The following is a 20,220-nucleotide window of genomic DNA, read 5'->3' as shown; positions in this document are numbered from 1 at the left end:
AGCGGCGCGTCAGCGGATGCGTTCGCGGAAGGGTTCGAGGAAGGTGCTTTTTACCTGACCCGAGCGGAGGATATAGGTAACCCATATGGTGATGTAAATGCCGGTGCGAATGGCATCTCTTGTCAGTGAGAATTTATAATCGGAGAGCATAGCCGGCGGGATGGGAATGATGGAGGCGAGGAGAAGCAGCAGGATACGCCCTGACAGCAAGATGCCGGCATACCAGAGAAACATCCGCGGGAAGATGTCCCTTTTATGGAGGAACCAGTACAGGACGGCGCCGCCGCCGGCGATGAAGCCGAGATGGATGGCCAGTTGCGCCATGAGAAAGTATTGTAGCCGGGAGCCGCCGGCATTGCCATATTCCGCCCAATTGCTATAGCTATAGTAGTTGCTACGGATGAGCTGGGCAATTTCGAGCAGCAGGGTGCCCCCGATGCTTACTCCCAACAGGATGAGCCACCCGCCCAGCGGATAACCGGTGCCGGCAGCGTAGAGGGTTTCTTCGCTGCGGGCATTGAGCCAGACGAAGAGCCGGGAGAAGAAGAGGGAAAAGAAAAAGGTTAGCCAGATGGCGGGCCAGCAGACCTTCCAGTCTTTTGTGAGGGAGGTGGTAGAAACGGCTTCCTTTGAAGCCGGTGTTTCATCTGGTGTGGAGCCTTCCGGTGAAATGGTTTTATAGAGCTGGAAGGATATCTTCCCGGAGATGCTCTTATAATCTTCTTTATACTGACGGAGAGCAGAAGCAGGGATGTGATCGTCAAAGGTTTTCAGGAGATAGTGCAAGCTCATATTGCTTCCATGGACGATGGGAACGAAGTCGAACTCGTAGGCGTCATTTTTGACATGCAGTTCGCCACCACCGAATTCCCAGTCTTCGGGAAGAGAGATGTTTAGCGTGTAGTGAACATTATAGGGATAGGTGAGTGCCAGCGGGGCATCACTGGCTATGTCGGCGGGGTCGGGAAAGGCCTGGTCGAGAATGCCTGCCGTGAACTCAAAATATTTCTTACCCTTTTTATCGGTGCTCCAGAGTTGTGGAATGCAGTAGTGTTCGAGCACCGTCATTTGGTTCTTAAGGCTGTCGTCGCTATAGGTGACGGCGCTTGTTTGCCGGATGCCTTCGAAGAGATTCGCATAATATTTGCGGTAGGTATCTCCGACACTCTTGATGCTGTTCTCTGCGAATGCACTGCGAATATCGTCGGCTGCACCGCCAGTGTAAATGGAGGTAACGGTGAGCTGGCTGCTGTCATAGTACTTCGTATCGAGCTGCTCTGTGATGGTATAGTCGTTTATGTGGCCGGGAGTGACGGGTTGGAGGCCGGTGGCGCCTTCTTCCAATACCAGGGCGTAGCCATATGCAGGGATGAAGAGATCGGCGAGTTCGCCGCGTTGGCCGGAATTGGTTGGGTCTATATAGGTATATACTCCTTTTGATCGCCGGATGGCTACGATGGCATGATCGAAGTCGCCGGGAGACGGTGCGATGTTGGCAAGTTCCCTGCGGGTCTCGGTGCTGACGAGGGCTACGAAAGCCGGAATGCCTTCTTGTTGCAGGATGGTGGTGAGTAGTAGCGCCTTGTCCTTACAGTCGCCGAAACGCTGGGTGAAAACGCCGCCGGGTGCATGGGGCTGATGAGTGTTGACGCCGATCTCCAGGCCGAGATAGCGGATCTCGTTTTGTACGAAGCGGTTGGCTATGTTGGCGAAGAGGTCTTTATCGCCTTTTGCCTGGGCGCGCCAGACGGTGATCTTTTGTTGGAGGCCGGGTGGCAGGGGGAAATGGTAATAGTTGAAGGTCTTGAGACCCCAGTCGATGACTTCCGCCCAATCCTTGTACTCTGTGGCATAGACGGTGGGGGCTTTTGCATACCAGGAAGGTTCGTCCAAACCGGATTCTCCGGACTCCAATCCGGGATTGTCCCAGGTGTAAATGAGCATATTGCCCAGGTGTTGTTGGGTGGGTTGCGGCGCGTTGTTAAACGGCAGGATATGCAGAGGACGATCGGTGGTGGTGAGGATGGTGCGGTAATAATTAGAGACCGCGGTGGAGCAGCTGAAGGAAAAGTCGTCCGAGTATTTGTTTTGGAAAACGGGGTTAAAGCCGACGACGGAATAGGCGACGTCGATGTGGTCGCCCGTGCGAATATCTTTCAGCGTGAGAAAGGCTCTTTTCAGTCCGTTGTATTCGAATTGGCCAGCCTCCTTTTCTTCCTGGACAATTTTGATACGGGAAGGATCGAGCTGGTTGAGGACGGCGCCGTCACGGATAACGCTGATGCGGTGGAAGACGACCTGTTGGAATTCGGGAGCAAAGGTTACGGATACTTCCGAGGCATTTTGGACGCCGGACTCATTGGTAATATCTATAATATAATGGGTATACCTGGTCTTGAGAGGTAGGTTGGTTTGGAGATCGAAGAGCTGATAATAATAGCCATCGCTGATTTCGTCCCGGGCGGGTTTCTTGTTGAGATCGGGATGGATGGCGTACAGCCAGGTGGGAATGGCACCGGTTTTTACGTTGGGAGAGGCGGAGAGGCATAAGGTTAGGAGTAAGCCCAGTGTGATGGACAACGCGATACGCATGAAAAAAGGGTCATTAAAGTTTCAAACTTACAACAAAAAGGGACCGGGGTGCAAAATAAAAAAGGGCCAGGATAGAAATCCAGCCCCGTTTTTAAATCCAATATCCTATGAAAAACCGAGTAGTGTAGGGCAACCAACGTGCCGGAAGGCACGCCGGGGGCGGAGGGTTTTAAAAACTTTTTTAGCAGGTTGATTTTTAGTTCTTTACATTTTTGGATGAGTTGTTATGGAAAATTCTTCTCACCGGAGTGTGGTGAATTTGCTCCCAGGAAAGGAAAAATTTTCCCATTGCCGGAATGCTTGCCGGCGGAGGCGCAATCCGTATTAAGGAAATGTGACCTGGTGGAATGCATTAAAAAATTCGTTAACTTCAAGAAGAAGGAGTTCGTATGGGATGGCGGACGACGATAACACTACACACTTATCTGCTTTTAAGCTGTTCTTCCCTGTTTGCCCAACAGGTGTCGTATTGTGAGCCATACAGTGACCGGTTTACGCTGCGACAGGAGATGATGGGCAAAGTGGGGGATTTTTATTGGGTGTCGGCGACGACCCGGAAGAAGGCAGTGCGTCATGGTAACGAAATTTCGGGTACGGAAGAACGTAACTTTGTCGTGTATGACGGTCGGATGGGAGTGAAGGGGATGATCGATGATCCGCCTTATACGAACAAATCCATCAGAGAATACCTGGTGATGACGGATGAACATTTCGACCGGGTGAACCTGTTGACCGCCGATGGAAAAGAAACTGAGGTTCGGCTACAACGGTATGAACCTGATGGCGAGGCCCTGGAGCCCGATCATACTATCGGGGTATTTCCCTTTAACGAACCAGGCACCAGTTTTATGCTGGTGCGGAGCCTGGACAGGACGCGGATATTATTGTTGGGTTTTCAATTCATTGCTTCTTCTGCGCCCTATCTCCATGCTTATTTATACGATGAGGACTGGCATTTGCTTTCGCAGAAGATCTACCGGCATCCCTATCTGAGCCAGCCGATGATACAGGACGATTTTTCCACCTATCCGTTGGAGGATTTCAATAAGACCCCCATTAAACTGGCCGATAACGGAGAATGGCTGATGATGTCGCCTTCGCGCCAGAACAGTAATTTCCTGCTTTTCCAATTCTCTCCCCTGGATACGGTTGTTTCCTACAAGGAGATCATGTTACCCGGAACTTCGTCGATGGAGGACGTTTGCTTGTCTGTCGACAATACTACCAGGGAAGCCGTAGCGGGTATCTTGTCGAACTTCCATTATGCGCCGTTGAAGAATGTTCAGGTGGTGCACTATTCGATGCATACAAAGACTTTCAGTTTTGATTCTTCCTACCGATTGAATACGCTTAGCGGGAAGCGGGTGCGGAATGACAACCTGGTGAAGGAGAATTTTGTGTCTGTGCCGGGGAAGGGTTTTTTGTTGATGAAAGAATACGGCAGGCAGTATGAGGAACTGGATGATAACCCATATGATGATGGGTGGGACCCGGCCTTCCTGTTCGCTTCCAATGATATCCCCGACCCCAATACGGGGCCATCCTTTGCCCGGATGCGGCTTCCGGGGCCACGGTATGGATATGCGCGTTATCGTGAGACTGCTAACCCGCCTTATCATGATCGCGGCGATCTGAGCCTTTATTATTTCCCCGCCAGCCGGGGAGACAGCTGCTGGAGTGGGATGATCAGCCAGGAGCAGGTGACGGAATTGAATTCCCCCAATCTTTCCTATATGATGGTGCCGATGCAAGACCGGATCGTCTTTCTCTACAACAGTTTTGTCCATGGCGAGAAGATCTATGCCTCTACGACCGTGATCGACCCGCGCGGCGAGCAGGTGACCAATGAAGGTATTCTTTTTTGGGGGTTGAAGAATACGCTTGACTTCCAGCAGTCGAGACAGGTGGCACCCGACCAGGTGGTGATTCCCTATGATATCTATGTCAACGGGAATGCGAATGGGAAGGTAGGGTTTGCCGTGGTGCTATTCCGGTGACCGGCCGGCGAGCAGTAGGATGCGGGGCTATTTTGGTCCGCTGCTGTTCATTAATTCTTTTAGATAATCGCCCCATACAGTGGGGTTGGTGTGGGTGCCGTGGCCGGAAGTTCTTTCCGACCAGGGGATGAGGATATATCTTCCTTTGGGAACCTTTTTTATGGCTGTTTCCATGACGCCCAATTCCGGCGGGTTGACCTCGTCGTCGGCGGAGTTGACGGCGAAGAAGGGGCATTTTATCGTGGACAGCTTTGGTTCGGGGTTGTAGTATCGCGAGGCATCGAAAGCATAGATCATATCGTTTGCGTCTTGGCTGCGGATGAAATTTTCAACAGCGATATCATAGGCTTTTTCCGCCTGTTCGCGCGTGGGTGATCTTTTCTGCAAGTTATAGGGGCTGCTTGTCATCCAGAACAGCGAAGTGTAGGCGCCGCGCAGGCCGACCACCGGAGGCGTTGTATATTCTCCGCCTTTCCAGGCCGGGTCGGATTCGACGCATTGGATGGCTGCGTAGCGGGACATGCGGTTGCGGCCGGCGATGGCTATTGGCAGGCTGGCATTGGCCATGCAGGCATCCATGAAATCGGGGTAGGTCTCCGCCCAGAGCCAACAATGCATTGCACCCATTGAGGTTCCTATGATTAAGCGAAGATGATTGATACCCATTTTTTGGGTAAGGACGGTATAATCCGCCCTGACCATGTCCTCATACGTGTATTGGGGGAATTTCATGTGCAGGCCGTCGCTGGGTTTGCTGGATCTGCCATGGCCGATGCCGTCGGGGAGGATGATGTAATATTTGGTTGCGTCGAGCAATTGCCCTTTTTGGAAAAGGTGGCCGGCAAAGAGTGAGTTGGTGAAATTATGACTGTTGCCAGTTGTTCCGTGCATGATATAGACGGCGTTGATCACTTTCCCGGTGTTGTCTTTTATGGGCTTGCCGAAGGTAGTATAATGCAGCCGGAGTACAGGGAGGGTTTCACCGCTTTGGAAGGTGAAGTTTGGCAGTTGGTAGTCCACTTCGGTGGAGTCAGGCAGCTGTGCAGAAAGATGGGCAGCGGCCAGCAGGAGGGCCGGAAGCAGGAGGAGAAGCTTTCTCATAAATGGAGTAGTTAGAGAGATGAATGTAGGATTTTGTATTTTACTACGTAAAAAATGAGTCTTATGAGATATTGCTGTTTACTTGCCATGGCCTTGTTTTGCCTGACCCGGTGCGCCCAGCCGGTGCAGGAAGCGACGTTGGCGGACTATTTCGCCACGCAGGATAGCGGGGTGCAGGCAGGGAATATAAAGATGGTGGAGATCACCACGCCCAAGGGGAAATTCCATGTCTGGACCAAGCGGTTTGGGAGTAATCCGAAGATCAGGTTGTTGTTGTTGCATGGAGGACCCGGCGGTACCCATGAGTATTTCGAGTGTTTCGAGAACTTCCTGCCGAAGGAGGGGGTCGAGTTTATTTATTATGACCAGTTGGATTCCTGGTATAGTGATCAGCCAAACGACAGCAGCCTGTGGACGACGGAGCATTTTGTCGAGGAAGTAGAACAGGTGCGACAGGCGCTGGGGTTGAACAAGAATAATTTTTACCTGTTGGGTCATAGCTGGGGTGGTATCCTGGCGATGGAATATGCCTTTAAATACCAGGCTAATCTGAAGGGATTGATCATTTCCAATATGATGGCCAGCATGCCGGAGTATGAGAAATACAACGGTGTTCTGAGGGCGAAGATGCGTCAATCGCTTGTCGACTCGCTGAAGCGTTATGAAGACAAGGGGCTTTATAAGGATAGTGTATACCAGGCGCTGGTCTTTAATGAATATTACAAGCAGCATTTGTGCCGGTTGGCGGAGTGGCCGGATCCCCTGAACCGGCTCTTTAAGCATCTAAGCGAGGGTATTTATGTGACGATGCAGGGGCCGAGCGAGTTCAAGACGGGGGGACGGCTGATCAGGTGGGACAGGAGTAAAGACCTGGGGAAGATAACCGTTCCTACCCTGACCATCGGCGGGGAATTCGATACGATGGACCCCAAGTATATGGAATGGATGAGTCACCAGGTGAAGCAGGGGAGCTATGTATATTGTCCTGAGGGGAGTCATTGTGACATGTGGGATGATCAGCAACATTATTTTCCGGGACTTATAAAATTTCTAAAAGATGTGGACGCACAAAAGTAGGCTCAGCTGGGCGGCATTGCTGCTTGTATCTTTAGTGACGCGTGGGCAGTTGACGGAAAAGCCGCCGGTGCATGGCAATCACTGGATGGCGGTGACCGGTAAGCCGCTGGCGGCCGAGGCCGGTGCGCAGATCTTTCAGAAGGGCGGCAATGCCATCGATGCTGCCTGTGCCATGCTGGGGGCGGTGTGTACGATGTGGGATGTGTTGTGCTGGGGTGGGGAGACGCAGGCCCTTATTTATAATCCAAAGACGGGAAAGGTGATCGCCATCGATGCGCTGGGATTTGCGCCTACGGGCGCTACGCCGGCTTTTTTCAAGAGCAAGGGTTATAATTTCCCGCCGGAATATGGACCCCTGGCCGCCGTCACTCCGGGTACACCGGGTGGGCTTTGTTATATGCTTGCCGAATATGGGACGATGAGCCTGAAGGAGGTGCTGGCGCCTGCGATGGAAATGGCGAAGGGTTATGCGATAGAAGCGCAGACAGCAAACAGCTTCGAGGCACAGAAGCGGCGGTTGAAGGAATGGCCTTATAGCAAGGCTTTGTTCCTTACGCATCCCGGAGAGGCAAGAGAAACGCCCGAGGCGGGGGAGGTCTTTGTGCAGAAAGACCTGCTCGAGACCCTTACCAGGATGGTGGAGGCGGAGCAGGATGCGCTGAAACATAAGAAGACGCGTAAGGAAGCGATCTATGCGGCGTATGACCGTTTCTATAAAGGCGATATCGCCAGGGAATTTGTGCGGGGCTGCCAGGAGCAGGGTGGATTGATCACTCTCGAAGATATGGCCGCGTGGAAGCCGATGGAAGAAGAACCGTTGCATGTCAATTACCGGGGTGTCGAAGTTTATAAGTTGCAGCAGTGGACACAGGGGCCGGCGATGTTGCAGGCGTTGAATATTTTGGAAAATTTCGATCTGAAGGGGATGGGGTATAATAGCAGCCGGTATATCCATACGGTGTGCCAGGCGATGAACCTGGCGTTTGCCGACAGGGATTTCTACTATGGCGATCCGTATTTTTCGACGGGGCAGCCGATGAAGGGATTGTTGAGCAAGGAGTATGCGAAAGAGCGGGCGAAGCTGATCAATTTCGATCATGTGGCGGCGGATATTCAGCCGGGAGACCCCTATCCTTTCGAGGGGCGCGTGAATCCTTTTACCGATCTGTTGAAAGAACGGGCAACGTTTGGTAAGCCGTCGATGCGGGGCGGGTCGGGGGCGAGTGGGGCGATGAATGAGACGGCGATGGTAGATGAAGAACTATATCATGACAGGCTGTGGCGAGGGACGACGAGTATCGAGGCTGCGGACAAGGATGGCTGGGTTATTTCAGTGACCCCGAGTGGGGGTTGGACGCCGGCCTGTATCGCGGGGCACACGGGTGTCGGGATGAGCCAGCGGATGCAGAGCTTTGTGTTGGATTCTATTATCGATCCTTTTAATGTAGTAGCTCCCCATAAACGTCCGCGGGTGACGCTGACCCCGAGTCTGGCGTTGAGGGACGGCAAGCCTTATCTCTGTTTTAGTGTGCAGGGTGGGGATACGCAGGATCAGAACCTGTTGCAATTTTTCCTCGACATGGCAGAGTTTGGGATGACGGTGCAGGAGGCGACGGAGGCCCCAAATATCAATTCTGACCAGTTGTGGTTATCGCTTGGCGGCGAGCGGCTGGAAGACCGGCGGCCCCGGCCGGGGCATATCCTGCTTGGCAATGTTACGCCGCCCTATGTGCGGAAAGAGTTGCGACAGATGGGATATATCCCGACGTATGGGGATCGTACGAGTGGGCCTATCAACGCTATTTTTCTCGATGCGAAGCATGGGACTATATGGGGTGGGAGTAGTAATAATGGGGAGGATTATGGGATAGGGTGGTAGGGAGCTGTCGCCCCCTACCACCATCGTCAGGATTTGAAGTTGAATTTTCCTTTGTTGGCTTCTTTGAACCGGAGCCAGTCGGGGATGGAAACGTGTTCGACGTAGGGATTGCCGGGGTGGTTCTTGATGTATTCCTGGTGGTAGGCTTCCGCGGGGTAGAATGCGGCGAAGGGGGCCACCTCGGTAACGATCTTGCGCGGGTATGTTTTGGCAGCCGTGAGCCTTGCGATCTCGGCTTCGATGATCTTTTTCTCCTGTTCGTTGCGGTAGAAGGCGATCGACCGGTATTGGGTGCCTTCATCGGGGCCCTGGCGGTTCAACTCCGTGGGGTCCATGCTGGCGAAGAAGGCGGCTACGAGTGTGGAGTAAGAAATTTTCGAGGGATCGTAGTAAACTGCAACAGTCTCGGCGTGGCCGGTGGCGCCGGTGCAGACCGTTTCGTAATCCGGATGTTTGTCCGTTCCGCCGGCATAGCCGGATACTGCGTCGCGAACGCCGACAAGGCTTTGAAAGACGATCTCTGTGTGCCAGAAGCAGCCTTCGGCAAAATAGGCAACGGCTTCATTGGGGGATGGCTTGTCGGATTCTTTTACCGGGATGTTCACCGGCTGGGAATTACCACAGGCGGCCAGGAGGAAGAAGCTGCTGAGTGTGAAGAGTAATTTTTTCATTGTTATGTTACTTGTTGTTGGATCAATTTTTTGAGCTGACGGGGGGCTTGCCGCCTTCGGGGACGAAGATGAGGGCTGCCGAATTCATACAATACCGTTTGCCGGTGGGGGCGGGGCCGTCATCGAACACATGCCCGAGGTGGGAGCCGCTTTTGCTGTCCACTACTTCCCATCTTTCCATGCCATAGCTGTCGTCTTTTACGAGGCGGACCGCATCGGGGTTTATCGGGGCGAAGAAACTGGGCCAGCCGGTGTGGGAATTGAACTTGGTCTCCGAGCTGAACACCGGCTGAAGGGATGCGGCGGAATAGTATGTCCCTTTTTCGTAGAAGTGATCATATTTTCCCGAGAAGGCCCTTTCGGTGCCCTGCTGCCGAAGGATATAATATTGCTCGGGAGAAAGGCGGGTCTTCCATTCGGCATCGGGGAGGACCATGGGGTATTTTGTCGCCGAGGTGGCTACCGGCGGATCGGGATATTTCGGGTTTTTTGATTGCGCTGCTGCGGGCAGGACGCTGAGGGATAAAAGAATGGCGAAAGCCAGGATTGCGAGTCTCATGATATTTTGTTTGTATATCAAATTAACGAAAGAAAGAGGGGAAGGGTTTGTTAAAGGATGAAAAGTGATGATTTTGTTAGAATTGCTGCAACATTTCATTTTGACGGCCGTCCTATAGGAAACCGCTTTTCCCATGTTTAAGAACTATTTAAAAGTAGCTTTTCGCAACCTTTGGAAAAACAAGGGTTTTTCTTTTATCAATATTACCGGTCTGGCGGTTGGGATGGCCAGCGCAATCCTCATTTTGTTATGGATCCATAATGAGGTGAGCTATGATGGCTTTCATGAGAAGCGGGACAGGATCTACGAGGCCTGGAACCGGGCGGAATTCAGCGGAGAGATGCATTGCTGGAATACTACTCCCAGGGTGCTGGCGTCGGCCCTGCAGCGCGATCTGCCGGAAGTAGAGCACGCATGCCGGGTGGATTGGGCTAACCATCGGCTGTTCAGCGTGGGGGACAAGCGGATAATGTCGTTGGGGAATGTGGTGGATTCCATTTTCTTGCAGGTATTCAGTTTCCCGCTGGTGGAAGGTAATCCGGCGACGGCCCTGATGGACTTTCATGGGGTCGTCATCACCCAGTCGCTGGCACGGACCCTGTTTGGCAGGGAAGAGGCGATGGGGAAGGTGGTCCGCATCGATGATAAGGAGAATTTTACGGTGACCGGAGTGTTGAAAGACCTGCCCCACAATACGCGGTTTGACTTCGAGTATCTGCTTCCCTGGAGCTACAACCGGAGGTTATTCGGGGATGACGTCAACTGGGGGAATAATTCGACGCGTACCTATGTACTCCTGAAATCCAACGCCACGCTGGCTTCCGCGGCGCCAAAAGTGAAGGTGATGAAAACGCGGTATGACAGTTCGGAGAAGCATTGGGAGATGTTTCTTTACCCCATCAGCCGCTGGAGGCTTTATTCCAGTTTCAAGGGGACGGTGGAGGATGGGGGCCTAATCGTATTTGTCCGGTTGTTTGGTGTCATTGCGGGTTTTATCCTGCTGATCGCGTGTATCAATTTTATGAACCTGAGTACGGCAAGGAGCGAGCGGCGGGCGAAGGAAGTAGGGATCCGCAAGGTGGTGGGGGCGCCGCGGAGCCGGTTGATAAGTCAGTTTATCGGCGAGTCGGTGTTGTTATCCTTTCTGGCGGCATTGGTGGCGATCGGTATCGTGCTGCTGAGCCTGCCGGGCTTCAACACGCTTACGGGGGCACAGCTGTATATTCCGTTTGGGAATCCCTGGTTCTGGTTGTCGGGGCTGGTGTTCATCCTGTTCACGGGGCTGCTGGCGGGGAGCTATCCGGCTTTTTTCCTTTCTTCCTTTCAGCCGGTGAAGGTGCTGAAGGGTACGTTTAGGGCGGCGAATGCGCTGGTGACGCCGAGGAAGGTGCTGGTGGTGTTGCAGTTTACCTTTGCCATCACGCTGATCATCTGTACGATAATCGTTACGCAGCAGATCAACTATGCGCGGGACAGGGAGGTGGGTTATAACCGGGCCAACCTGATCTTTCATTTTATGGAGGGGGATATATACAAGAACTACGCGCTGATCAAACAGGAGCTGTTATCTTCCGGTGTGGCGTTGTCGGTGTGCAAAACGAGCGCGCCGCTGACCGATAGCTGGAGTGACACCTGGGGGTTTGGGTGGACGGGAAAGGATCCCAACGACAAGACCGATTTCAACCGGGTGGTGACAGACGAGGGGTTGGTAACTACCACGGGTATGCGGTTAATTCAGGGCAGAGACCTGGACCTGCGACAGTACCCTACGGACAGCAATGCTATCCTGCTGAACGAATCGGCGGTGAAGGCCATGCATTTCAAAGACCCGATCGGCCAGATCATTACAGATGATACTATACATTTCCATGTAGTGGGAGTGGTAAAGGATTATATCATGGAGTCGCCATATAGTCCTATCCGGCCGCTGGTGATCCTGGGAGCCAGGGAGACCTGGTTCAGCGTCATTAATATGCGGCTGAATCCGGCGCGGCTGACGGCAGACAACCTGCGGATGGCGGAGGCCATCTTCAAGAAGTACAATCGCCAGTATCCTTTCGAACATCATTTCGTCGATGAGGACTATTCGAAGAAGTTCGACGAAGAGAAGCGAATCGGCACGCTGGCCGGGCTTTTTGCGGTGCTGACGATCTTTATCTCCTGTCTGGGGTTGTTTGGGCTGGCGACCTATATGGCGGAGAACCGGGTGAAGGAAATAGGAGTGCGTAAGGTGTTGGGGGCTTCGGTGGCGGGGATCACGGCCCTGTTGTCGAAGGATTTCCTGATGCTGGTGCTGGTATCTTTCGTGGTGGCGGCGCCGATCGCCTGGTATGCCATGTACAAGTGGCTGCAGGATTATTCTTACAGGGTGAAGATAGAATGGTGGGTATTTGCGCTGGCGGCTGTTCTGTCGATGGCTATCGCCTTGCTGACGGTGAGCTATCAGGCTATCCGGGCGGGGCTGGCCAATCCGGCGAGGAGTTTGCGTAGCGAATAGAGGCGTTTGTAGAGTATGTAAGGGTGTTAACGGCTGATTAGGATGGGGGAGTTTTGCGGAATCGGGGATACGACCTATATTGTCGTACTCAAAACTGCATATGAAAAAGACCTCCTTACTACTTATGACCCTGCTTCCTGCCCTGACCGGTTGGAGCCAACGAGACAGTGCGCGCATAGATATAGGCTGGTTATCCCTGGACAAGGGGCTTACCCAGACCCTGACCATCAAGGGCGCCGCCCTGGAGAAAATGCCTTTCACAAACCTTAGTGACGCCATTGCCGCGTGGTTTTATGGCGCTTATACCCAACCGATGACAGTTGCCTATGTGGTAGACGGCAATCCGGTGACGGACGTCGATATCTATCCCATTTTCGATATCGAGGAAGTGACCCTGGTGGAGCATGCCGCCGGCGCCGCGGCTTATGGCGGCACGCAGCAAGAACTGGTGGTGATCACTACGAAGCGGGGGAAGGGGAAGAGTGGCTTGCGGGTTGCGGGACAAGCGGGGATTGTGAATGCCAACGGGAATGGGTATAACACCTTTAACCGCGCATACCATCAATATTATCTTGGTGCTTACCGCAACCTGGACAAAGTGAGCGTTGGCGTTTCGGCGGATTGGGTGCGGGATGTGTTGCCTGAGCATGATGGGGCGCAGGTACATGTGACGACGCCGGTGAACCTGCAGCGCTGGCGCTTGAATGGCTATTTTACCTGGCGGCCGGCGAAGGGTAATGTCGTCGAATTGCGGATGGGCTATGCTCCGCAGTCGGTGAAGGTCGATCTGGATACTGTGAGCTATCAGACCTCTTATCATGTGACGCGGGATGAACCTGCCCATCTGCTGATGCCATCCCTGGCCTGGTATAGCGATCTGTTGCCGGGACTGACAAACACGTTGCAGGCGCAGTATTTGGAGCATTCTGAGAACTTCTCCTATCAGACGTATGATTCTTCACTTACTACCCCGCAGCGCCAGGTGACGTTTGTTGCAGCAGAGACGGCGGTGAAGGTGAGTCAGCTGCTGGTTCGCGACCGGTTGAGCTATGACCTGAGGGCAGGCAACTGGCATTTTGTGCCTGCCGTGAATTTTTTGTATGAGCACATCCATGAGAAGAGTGCGTATGCTACGGGCTATTACGGAATAGCTGGTTTTAGCAATCTCACGACGCCGCAACCACCGGCGCTGGGTTCGTTTAACGAGCAGAAGGGCGACCTGCTTTACCTCTCGCCGGGCGCCGAACTTCGATTTGGGCGGGCGTTCGACCTCCAGGGCGGGGTGCAAATGAACCTGAGCCATGGGCGGGATTCGGGGAGCAGGACGGTGTATCCATATGTGGGCCTGGGGGTGGATGTGCTTCGTTTCAACCAGAAGGCCGGTGGGGCCAGCCTACGGTTTTTCGGCTCGTATGCGCAGCGGCCGCGGGTCTTTGTGGATGATTATTCGTTATCTGATTTTTACCATGCAGGGGCTCCTTATTCCCTGGCGGATGTCAATCATCCGAAATTTGTCAATACGTCCTTTGGTTTTGGTACGACGATAAACACCTACTATGTCCGGTTGCAACCTCCACCGGTGTATTGGACAGAAGAGGCGGGCGCCACCTTTACCACGGCGAACGGCCAGTGGCAACTGGGATATACTTATCAGCGACGGCAATTTACCACGCCGGGGGAATTGGGTACGATCGGTAACGGTCCGGACAGTAGTGCGGCTAATCTGCTGGAATGGAAAAGTACCCTGCATCATATCGATGTCCGGTTCAAAGTCGTGGATCGGACCGGAGTCGTTTGGCAGACAGGGCTCAATGCTACGGCTGTGAAGTATAAGAATTATACCTCATTCCCACCTTTTTTTGGATCGCTTTTCTTCTCTTATTCCTCGTACCCGCCAACAGGAGATCTGGACAATGAGCACCTGTCCTGGACTGGCGGATGGGTGAACCGCTGGCAGGTGCAGGACTTCACTGCCGGCCTCGACCTGTTGTACCATTTTGGCCAGCCGACGCAGATATATGCCAATAACTACACTGTGGAGGGGCCGAAACTTAACTCCGTGCTGGTGCCCAATATCTACATGGATTACAGGTGGAGATTACCGCATGCGCAGGTGCTGGAACTCTTTGTGGAAAGCCGGGGACTGGTGCGCAGCAAGAGCTCTGATCTGCTGGATAATCGCCGGTATTATACCGTTGGCGGAAGTTTTAGTTTGTAGTTATTTGTTGCTCCAGCGGAACCAGCGGATGCCGAGGATGGTGAAGACGGCGGTGTAGCCAAAGGTTATGAGGAGGGCCGTCGATGTTTTGTTATTCCATGTTGCAGGGCTCAAGGATGCGGAGATGATATTTCTTACCGCGCCATAGGGCGACCAGTCTGCGATGTTGCCCAGCTCTTTGCCGAGCATACCGAATTGTGCGAACATCCCGATCATGATAAAGGCGAAGTACACCAGGCGAGTGGTGACCTGAACCGTCTCGGGGTTATAGATCAGCCCGACGATGACCTGTCCCAGGCTGAGATAGACGGCGCCGCCGACGATAGCGGCGAGGAAGGCGTATATGTAACCGGTAGCCGGCATGGTGATATGGTCGAATTGATAACCGATGAGGAACAGGATGAGGGTGGAGATGATGATCATGGCGAGCTGTACGACCAGGCGGCTGGCGATGATGATCCAGCGCGGGGCGGGTGTTACGCGGAGGCGTTGGAAGATGCCTTTGTCACGGTCACGGGCGACGGTATTGGTATAGCCCATCAGGCCGATGGCGTTGAGGCCTACCGTGATGCAATTGGACAGGACGAAGGCTCCACCGAATTTTGCCACGAGGCCTTTCCAGGCCATTAGAATGATGGTGGGGATGAGGATGACCATGATGCTTGCGCGGCGGTTGCGCCATTGCGTGGTGAGATCGGCGCGCAGGAGGCCGGAGAAAACCGCGGCGGTGGACGGCAGATTGACGGGCGGTTGTATCGTTTGACCCGGGGTGATCGTGGTGGCGGTGGAAGTTATTGTGGATGACATGTTGCTGGTTTTTGGTGTTATTATGATCAGGACCTGACGGCGGCGCCGGTGAGGCCGATAAAGACATCTTCGAGAGTGATCTTGCCTCTGCGGGAGGCGCGGATGACTTCGGGTTTGTCGCGGTTGCTGTCGATGATGGCCTGCGGGCTATCGGTGGTGATGATCTGGCCGTGGTCGATGATGGCGATGCGGTCGCAGACGGATTCTGCTTCTTCCATCGAGTGGGTAGTGAGAAGGATGGCGTGTCCTTTATCCCGCATGCTTTCTATCCTTTCCCAGAGTTGTCGCCGGGACTGCGGGTCCAGGCCAGTGGTGGGTTCGTCCATCAGTACGAGCGGGGGGTGATGGATAGTGGCGATGACCAGGGATACCCGTTGCTGTTGGCCGCCGGAGAGCTGGCCGAAGCGTTTGTTTGCCGAGTCCTCCAGCTTGATGCCGGCGAGGATGGCGACGATCTTTTCGGGGGTAAGCGGAATGCCATAAATGCCGGCATATAATTGAATGATCTCCGAGACCGTCAGTTCGGGTTGAAAGCTTGTAGACTGCAGTTGTACGCCCATGGATGCCCGGACATGGAGGGGCTGCTTGCGGTAGTCGTAACCGGCCACGCGGATAGTGCCGCTGTCGGGCTTTAGAAGGCCTTCCACGGCGCTGAGGGTGCTTGTCTTCCCGGCGCCGTTGGGACCGAGCAGGCCAAAGATCTCACCCGGATGCACGTAGAAGGAGACATTTTTGACTGCCTGGAAGCTGCCGTAGCGAACATCCAGGTTCTCTACCCGAAGGACAGGTTGGTATTGGCTGGTTGGCGTATTCATGCTACTAAGATAAAGCGATAGCCGCGCCGGGACAAGGGTGGGGCGGCTATTTTGGGCGGAATGCCGGTGAAGTGCCGGGATGAGGCGGTGAAAGTGATAGATGAAGCGATATGGCTGTTACCTTATCGCTAATCTTTTTGGCCGGAGGGGATAATGGGGGGCGAACGGTTATTTTGCGGATTAAAACCTTCTTTTTTATGCGTCCACTCGTAATTGCTGTTCTTTTCCTTTTTTTATCGGCAGGGGGTAGCCGCCTGCAGGCTCAATCGCTTACCAATACTGCCTGGAAATTCTATGTCGACGCTTTGCACGATACCCTGACTATGCATATCGGCGCCGATACCAGTTTTTGCACCTCGAGTTCGGGGGAGCTGATCGTGCGATCGATTTGGAGGCAGGCGAAGGATACGGTGAGGATAAATGACCTGGATGGAGCATATCCCTGTAAGGATGGGGAGGGTGTTTACCGCTATACTATCGACGGCGATTGGCTGAACTTTATTTTGGTGACAGACCCTTGTAACCAGCGGGCCGATGCGTTGAATGTGAAGTTCAGGCGGACGACGGAGATGAAGAAATGAAAAAAACCGGGCATCGCCCGGTTTTTTTTATATGATTATTGATTATAACTGAGTTACAGTGGTGTTCTCGGTCAGGGTCTTGGTAACCTGGAACTGACGAACGATTTCGGAGTTGTTAGCCGTGCGGATGATGAAGGTAGGGTGAATATCAGCATCCGTGTTTTCGAAGTATACGTTTTTGGAGAAGTGAGCTTCGCTATACTGGTTGTGATAAACTACGTCACCATTGTCGTTCTTGATTATCAGGGTGAACTTCTCGCCAGTGGTGTTGTCAAATTCTACTTTGAAGGCGATGGTGTTGTTGGTGGTGCCCTGATACTTTACAGATACTTGTTCCTGAGAAGGAGCTACTTTTTCGTTCTTACCGCCATTTGCGAAAGAGGCCAGAGGATTGCTAACTACAACTACGGCGGCGGTTACTGCTACTGCGATGATCTTTGCTACAGTTTTCATACTATTACTATTTTATATTTTACAAAATTGTTAACAAAAAAATTTGTCGGCAGGCAATAGCGTTGAAGTAGATGGCGGGAGACAATCGAAGATATGGCGGAGACAATCGGGCGAGCAATTATTCAGATTTGAATTGTGGCAGAAAGCCGTTTGCTCTTTTGTTACACAAATGTATGCCGGGATAAAGGCGCCGGCAAACCGTATTTGTCTGTCAATTATTATGCCAACCGGTTGAGGGGTTTGATTAATATGTTGGTTTATAGCCGATTGAAGGTGATTCCAGGATGATAACCAACCCCATTTTGAACACTTGGAAAAAGGTTATTATCTTGTATGCGCGTGAGTTAGTGTTCAGGTTTACAGTTATCCTATATGTTCTCCCTATGAGTATTGATCGCATACCTATGGTACCCCCTGTCATAGCGCCCGTCAAAGCCGGGATCGCCAGACCTCTGTTTTCGGTGATGATACCGACCTATAACTGCAGCAACTACCTGCGGGAGGCCTTGACGAGTGTCCTTGCACAAGACCTGGGCGCGGAGCAGATGCAGATAGAAGTAGTGGATGACGCCAGTACGGACGCGGATGTCCGGGCGCTTGTCGCAGAGATCGGAAAAGGACGGGTAGGATATTTCCGCCAGGAACGGAATGTAGGCAGTCTACGCAATTTTGAGACCTGCCTGAACCGTAGCACTGGTGAGTGGGTCCATTTGTTACATGGGGACGACCTGGTGAAGCCGGGTTTTTACAAAGAGATAGAATCGCTGTTCCAACAGTTTCCCGAAGCCGGGGCTGCTTTTACCGGATATTTGCATGTCGACGAACGGGCGGAGGTGCTTTATCCCAATGATCCCTTGCTCGATCGGCCGGGTATACTCAAGGACTGGTTGAACCTGATAGCGGAAGGTCAGCGGGTGCAAACGCCCGCAATGGTTGTAAAGCGCAGCGTCTATGAGCACTTAGGAAGCTTTTATGCCTTTCATTATGGGGAGGATTGGGAGATGTGGGTACGCATCGCCGCGCATTACCCGGTGGTGCATTCGCCCAGGCATCTGGCGAAATACCGGGTTCACAAGAAGAACATCACCAGCAATTATTTTGTCAGCGGGCAGAGTATCCGGGATATAGCCAGGGCGATAGAGCTTGTGCAGGACTATCTGCCTGCGGATAAGCGCAAGCTTTTGTACGACCGCGCGAAGCGTCATTATTCGAGGTATTTTGCCCGGACGTCGGACATGGTCTACCACAGTTATCACCAGCCGCACCAGGCGCTGGCGCAGGCAAAGAGCGCTTTGCAGATGGACATGAACCTCACAACCCTGTTCTTTGTTTGTAAGATGTATATGAAACTGCTGATCCGTTATCGCTTCAAGGATATGCAGCAGCAACAGCCTGCCTTTTCGTAGTGTGGATTGTGGATCAGACTTTGTGAGGGGCATTGATGAGGTGGCCCCATTTTTTCAGCACATAAGTAAGTTCTTCGAGGTCTACCGGTTTGCTAAGGTAGTCGTTCATGCCTTCGGCGAGACATTCGTCACGGTCTTGCCGGGTGGCGTTGGCAGTCATGGCGATGATGACGGGTTGATGACCGTTGCTTTTCCGGATGAGCCGCGTGGCTTCCAGCCCATCCATTTCCGGCATCTGGATATCCATTAATATAAGATCGAAAGGGGCTTTCTCCAAATGTTGCAGTACATCCTTTCCGTTGACGGCAAGAATAGGATTGTAACCCATTTTTGTCAGGATGATCAGCGCCAGCTGCTGGTTGATGGGGTTGTCTTCCGCCAGCAGGATACAGAGCGGATATTTAGCGGCAAGGTTTGGCAGACTGGCAGTGTTGGGGGGCGTGGTCTTAAGCAGGACGGGGTGGGCAAGGATAGTGAACGTAAAGGTGGAGCCTTTGCCGGGTTGGCTATCCACGGTGATGTGGCCGTGGAGCAGTTGCACCAGTTTGTCGGAGATGGTGAGGCCCAGACCGGCGCCGTCGTATCTGCGGCTTACGGAGGAATCCACTTGTGAGAAGGACTGGAAGAGATGGCTGAACTCTCCGGGGTCGATGCCGATGCCGGTGTCTTTTACTTCGAATCCTATCTGGATATGACCGGGTGGCGTATCTGCGGGCAGGGGCGTGGTAGGGAGGAAGATGCGAATGCGGATCTCTCCCTGTGGGGTGAACTTTATGGCGTTGCCAACAAGGTTGATGAGTATCTGGCGGAGACGGCTTCCGTCGGTGATGATATGGGTGGGGACGTCTTCTTCGATGTGGCTATTGAGCAGGACGCCGGCTTTTAGCGCCCGGGCCATAAAGACTTCCAGCACCTCTTCCACGCAAAGCCGGAGGTCGATCTCTTTTTCTTCCAGGATGATCTTCCCGGATTCCATCGTAGAAAAGTCAAGGATATTATTCATGACGGCGAGCAGGGTATCGGTGCAGCTGTGGATGATGTCGATGTATCCCTTCTGTTCTCGTGTGAGCGTGGTTTGACCAAGGAGAGAGGCCATGCCGGTGATGCCGTTCATGGGTGTACGGATCTCATGGCTCATATTGGCAAGAAAGAGGCTTTTTGTACGCAGCGCTTCTTCGGCCAGGCGAGCTTGCTGGTCTGCTTGTAATTGCAGGCTCCTCGTCCTTCTTTTCAGCTGACTGATGCGGAACAGCCAGTATGACAAGCAGGACAGAAAGAGGCAGGCCAGTACCGTTGTGTTAAGGGGTATGGACAGCATCGGCTTGGGTTTCAGAGCATAACAAAATATAAATTCATAGGAAAGGACCTTGGGGTCTATCTATTTGAAAACGGTATGGGGGTGCTTGTATTTTAGCCTTTTGGGTTTATTTGACCACTATAGGGGTTTCTCCTTAGTTGCTCTTCAAATCGTAGGATAGACACTGACGGGAAGGGCTGTGTGCTCCCTAAGGGTATGCGCATAAGGGAACCCTTTAGGCTTCTTGGAGTGGAGCCGTTGGTTGGCGCC

At 53.0% G+C, this 20,220-nt stretch carries 15 protein-coding genes; 7 read left to right on the top strand and 8 right to left on the bottom strand.

The window, feature by feature from the left end; genetic code table 11:
- Window positions 1-9 precede the first annotated feature (9 nt).
- Window positions 10-2,592 carry a DUF3857 domain-containing protein gene (locus IEY39_RS23530; RefSeq protein ID WP_188936335.1) on the bottom strand — a complete coding sequence of 861 codons (2,583 nt, stop codon included), beginning with the start codon at window positions 2,590-2,592 and terminating at the stop codon, window positions 10-12.
- A gap of 389 nt (window positions 2,593-2,981) precedes the next feature.
- Between IEY39_RS23530 and IEY39_RS23525 the strand changes: the two genes are divergently transcribed.
- Complete coding sequence (locus IEY39_RS23525) at window positions 2,982-4,589, top strand: hypothetical protein (RefSeq protein ID WP_188936333.1); 1,608 nt, start codon at window positions 2,982-2,984, stop codon at window positions 4,587-4,589.
- A gap of 27 nt (window positions 4,590-4,616) precedes the next feature.
- On the opposite strand, the gene IEY39_RS23520 is transcribed toward IEY39_RS23525, so the two are convergent.
- Entirely contained in the window at window positions 4,617-5,690 is a 1,074-nt protein-coding gene (locus IEY39_RS23520) for an alpha/beta fold hydrolase (protein ID WP_188936331.1), read from the bottom strand.
- 63 nt (window positions 5,691-5,753) lie between these two features.
- Here IEY39_RS23520 and IEY39_RS23515 point away from each other — a divergent pair, with 63 nt between their 5' ends.
- Window positions 5,754-6,767: a proline iminopeptidase-family hydrolase gene (locus tag IEY39_RS23515; RefSeq protein ID WP_188936329.1), complete on the top strand. Its 1,014-nt coding sequence runs from the start codon at window positions 5,754-5,756 to the stop codon at window positions 6,765-6,767.
- On the top strand, window positions 6,748-8,646 hold the full coding sequence (locus IEY39_RS23510; protein WP_229689055.1) for a gamma-glutamyltransferase family protein: 1,899 nt from the start codon (window positions 6,748-6,750) through the stop codon (window positions 8,644-8,646). The genes IEY39_RS23515 and IEY39_RS23510 overlap by 20 nt, the downstream gene beginning before the upstream one ends.
- A 26-nt stretch (window positions 8,647-8,672) precedes the next feature.
- On the opposite strand, the gene msrA is transcribed toward IEY39_RS23510, so the two are convergent.
- Complete coding sequence (msrA, locus tag IEY39_RS23505; protein WP_188936327.1) at window positions 8,673-9,317, bottom strand: peptide-methionine (S)-S-oxide reductase MsrA; 645 nt, start codon at window positions 9,315-9,317, stop codon at window positions 8,673-8,675.
- 22 nt (window positions 9,318-9,339) lie between these two features.
- A complete protein-coding gene (gene msrB / locus IEY39_RS23500) occupies window positions 9,340-9,876 on the bottom strand; it encodes a peptide-methionine (R)-S-oxide reductase MsrB (RefSeq protein WP_188936325.1) in 537 nt (178 codons plus the stop codon).
- A gap of 133 nt (window positions 9,877-10,009) precedes the next feature.
- Here msrB and IEY39_RS23495 point away from each other — a divergent pair, with 133 nt between their 5' ends.
- Both IEY39_RS23495 and IEY39_RS23490 read left to right on the top strand, forming a co-directional pair.
- Complete coding sequence (locus IEY39_RS23495) at window positions 10,010-12,373, top strand: ABC transporter permease (protein ID WP_188936323.1); 2,364 nt, start codon at window positions 10,010-10,012, stop codon at window positions 12,371-12,373.
- A 100-nt stretch (window positions 12,374-12,473) separates the two neighbouring features.
- The gene (locus IEY39_RS23490) at window positions 12,474-14,591 is read left to right on the top strand and encodes a hypothetical protein (protein ID WP_188936321.1); all 2,118 of its coding nucleotides are present in this window, start codon (window positions 12,474-12,476) and stop codon (window positions 14,589-14,591) included.
- On the opposite strand, the gene IEY39_RS23485 is transcribed toward IEY39_RS23490, so the two are convergent.
- Window positions 14,592-15,398: an ABC transporter permease gene (locus IEY39_RS23485; RefSeq protein ID WP_188936319.1), complete on the bottom strand. Its 807-nt coding sequence runs from the start codon at window positions 15,396-15,398 to the stop codon at window positions 14,592-14,594.
- Between the two features lie 26 nt (window positions 15,399-15,424).
- A complete protein-coding gene (locus tag IEY39_RS23480; protein WP_188936317.1) occupies window positions 15,425-16,213 on the bottom strand; it encodes an ABC transporter ATP-binding protein in 789 nt (262 codons plus the stop codon).
- A 197-nt stretch (window positions 16,214-16,410) separates the two neighbouring features.
- On the opposite strand from IEY39_RS23480, the gene IEY39_RS23475 reads away from it, so the two are divergent.
- Window positions 16,411-16,794: a hypothetical protein gene (locus IEY39_RS23475; protein ID WP_188936315.1), complete on the top strand. Its 384-nt coding sequence runs from the start codon at window positions 16,411-16,413 to the stop codon at window positions 16,792-16,794.
- Between the two features lie 42 nt (window positions 16,795-16,836).
- On the opposite strand, the gene IEY39_RS23470 is transcribed toward IEY39_RS23475, so the two are convergent.
- Entirely contained in the window at window positions 16,837-17,247 is a 411-nt protein-coding gene (locus IEY39_RS23470; RefSeq protein WP_188936314.1) for a hypothetical protein, read from the bottom strand.
- A gap of 383 nt (window positions 17,248-17,630) precedes the next feature.
- Between IEY39_RS23470 and IEY39_RS23465 the strand changes: the two genes are divergently transcribed.
- Window positions 17,631-18,653 carry a glycosyltransferase family 2 protein gene (locus IEY39_RS23465; RefSeq protein ID WP_188936312.1) on the top strand — a complete coding sequence of 341 codons (1,023 nt, stop codon included), beginning with the start codon at window positions 17,631-17,633 and terminating at the stop codon, window positions 18,651-18,653.
- Between the two features lie 13 nt (window positions 18,654-18,666).
- Here the strand turns inward: IEY39_RS23465 and IEY39_RS23460 are convergent, their stop codons facing one another.
- Window positions 18,667-19,971, bottom strand: a complete 1,305-nt coding sequence (locus IEY39_RS23460) for an ATP-binding protein (protein ID WP_188936310.1) — start codon at window positions 19,969-19,971, stop codon at window positions 18,667-18,669.
- Window positions 19,972-20,220 lie beyond the last annotated feature (249 nt).

Source organism: Puia dinghuensis (assembly GCF_014642875.1).
Taxonomy (GTDB): domain Bacteria; phylum Bacteroidota; class Bacteroidia; order Chitinophagales; family Chitinophagaceae; genus Puia; species Puia dinghuensis.
This window is presented reverse-complemented; position numbering and strand designations above follow the sequence as displayed.

Coding starts and splice junctions, on each gene's coding strand:
- IEY39_RS23470 (WP_188936314.1), bottom strand. CDS start 17,247: ATGAAAACTGTAGCAAAGATCATCGCAGTAGCAGTAACCGCCGCCGTA.
- IEY39_RS23520 (WP_188936331.1), bottom strand. CDS start 5,690: ATGAGAAAGCTTCTCCTCCTGCTTCCGGCCCTCCTGCTGGCCGCTGCC.
- IEY39_RS23495 (WP_188936323.1), top strand. CDS start 10,010: ATGTTTAAGAACTATTTAAAAGTAGCTTTTCGCAACCTTTGGAAAAAC.
- IEY39_RS23525 (WP_188936333.1), top strand. CDS start 2,982: ATGGGATGGCGGACGACGATAACACTACACACTTATCTGCTTTTAAGC.
- IEY39_RS23475 (WP_188936315.1), top strand. CDS start 16,411: ATGCGTCCACTCGTAATTGCTGTTCTTTTCCTTTTTTTATCGGCAGGG.
- IEY39_RS23485 (WP_188936319.1), bottom strand. CDS start 15,398: ATGTCATCCACAATAACTTCCACCGCCACCACGATCACCCCGGGTCAA.
- IEY39_RS23460 (WP_188936310.1), bottom strand. CDS start 19,971: ATGCTGTCCATACCCCTTAACACAACGGTACTGGCCTGCCTCTTTCTG.
- msrA (WP_188936327.1), bottom strand. CDS start 9,317: ATGAAAAAATTACTCTTCACACTCAGCAGCTTCTTCCTCCTGGCCGCC.
- msrB (WP_188936325.1), bottom strand. CDS start 9,876: ATGAGACTCGCAATCCTGGCTTTCGCCATTCTTTTATCCCTCAGCGTC.
- IEY39_RS23490 (WP_188936321.1), top strand. CDS start 12,474: ATGAAAAAGACCTCCTTACTACTTATGACCCTGCTTCCTGCCCTGACC.
- IEY39_RS23510 (WP_229689055.1), top strand. CDS start 6,748: ATGTGGACGCACAAAAGTAGGCTCAGCTGGGCGGCATTGCTGCTTGTA.
- IEY39_RS23465 (WP_188936312.1), top strand. CDS start 17,631: ATGAGTATTGATCGCATACCTATGGTACCCCCTGTCATAGCGCCCGTC.
- IEY39_RS23530 (WP_188936335.1), bottom strand. CDS start 2,592: ATGCGTATCGCGTTGTCCATCACACTGGGCTTACTCCTAACCTTATGC.
- IEY39_RS23480 (WP_188936317.1), bottom strand. CDS start 16,213: ATGAATACGCCAACCAGCCAATACCAACCTGTCCTTCGGGTAGAGAAC.
- IEY39_RS23515 (WP_188936329.1), top strand. CDS start 5,754: ATGAGATATTGCTGTTTACTTGCCATGGCCTTGTTTTGCCTGACCCGG.